The sequence below is a fragment of the Streptomyces phytophilus genome, from assembly GCF_013870535.1.
In the GTDB taxonomy this organism is placed as follows: Bacteria; Actinomycetota; Actinomycetes; order Streptomycetales; family Streptomycetaceae; genus Streptomyces; species Streptomyces phytophilus.
In genome coordinates this window covers 1-1,431 of record NZ_JACBXC010001443.1, presented here as the reverse complement: position 1 = coordinate 1,431, position 1,431 = coordinate 1, and the positions used below count along the sequence as shown (strand labels likewise).

Here is a 1,431-nt window from a genome sequence, read left to right as displayed (position 1 = left end):
GCCGAAGAGGTCGAACAGGGGGGAGCCGCCGGCCAGCAGCACGCTGGGCGGGCGGCTGCCGGGCCAGGTCGTCGGCGTGTACGCGGTCGGGGACCAGCCGGGCGCCGGGCCGTCCTCGCGGCAGACCACGGGCGAGTCGTCGTAGCGGTAGCCGAGTTCGACGCCGCGGTACTCGTTCTCGCCGCGCTCCCCGTCCAGGAAGCCGGCCACCGCGTCCGGCGGGACGCCTTCGCGCAGCAGGGCGCCGGCCTTCATGTGCACGCCGATGTGCCGGTGCGAGGTGCGCATGTTGCGCAGCCCGACGGGGCGGCGGTCGGTCTCGTAGCTGTCGAGCAGCGCGGGGCCGCCGGTGTGCCGGACGAGGGCGGCGACCTTCCAGGCCGCGTCCATCGCGTCGCCGATGCCGGTGTTCATCCCGTACGCGCCGGTGGGGAACATGCGGTGCGCGGCGTCGCCGGCGAGCAGGACGCGGCCCGCCCGGTAGCGGTCGGCGAGCATGAAGCCGGGGCGCCAGCGGGAGGTCAGCAGCACCTTGTCGATCCTCAGCTCCGTGCCGAGGGTCTCCCGCAGGTACGCCGCCGGATCGGCGGGCGGGGTGGCGAACTCGTCCGGGTGCGCGCCGTTGACGTGCACGGTCCAGGTGTCCGTCTCGTCCTGGGCGATGACGACGTAGCGGAAGGCGAAGTAGTGCCAGAACGGGCCGTGGCGGTGCAGGGAGCCGAGGTCGCGGCTCTTGAAGTGCACCATGAACGCGCCGGGCAGCCCGGGGACGCCGAAGCCGTCCTCGCCGATGCCGAGGACGGCGCGGACGCTGCTCGACGCGCCGTCGCAGCCGATCACGTACCGGGACCTGATCCGGATCCGCTCGCCGGTCATGACGTCGGACAGACTGCTGGTCACGCCCTGGTCGTCCTGGGTGAGGGTGTCGAACCGCAGGCCGGGGCGCAGGTCGACGAGCGCGCTGCGCCGGCAGTGGGCGCGCAGCACGGGCTCCAGCTCTGTCTGGGATATCCGCTGGCCGGGTTCGACCGGCCGGGTGCCGTCGTCGGCCGCGGCGATGAGGCGCCGCTCCTCGTCGACGGAGGGCAGCGCCCAGGTGGTGAGGGGGCGGCCGGCCAGTCCGGTGGACCAGATGACGTCGGCCGGGTGGTGGGGCGCGACGCCGGCGGCGCGGATGTCGCCGGCGATGCCGAGCTGCCGGAAGAACTCCATGCTGCGGGAGTTCACGAAGTCGAGTTTGGGGTGGACGGAGGTCTCGGAGTGCTGGTCGGCGAGGACGCACCGGACGCCCTGGCGGGCGAGCGCCAGGGCCGTTGCCATGCCGACCGGGCCGGCGCCCACGACGAGTACCGGTGCTGGATCCACGGATGCCTCCCCAGGCGTGTGGGGCGGCACCCGGGCCGCCCCACACTGTTCGCGGTTGTCGTTCGG

Annotated in this window: 1 protein-coding gene; it reads right to left on the bottom strand. The window is 73.9% G+C overall.

What is annotated here, in order from left to right:
* Positions 1-1,365 (bottom strand): FAD-dependent monooxygenase (locus tag H5J30_RS33170; protein WP_309505707.1); only part of this gene is annotated, 1,365 nt, incomplete at its 3' end.
* Positions 1,366-1,431: the final 66 nt, after the last annotated feature.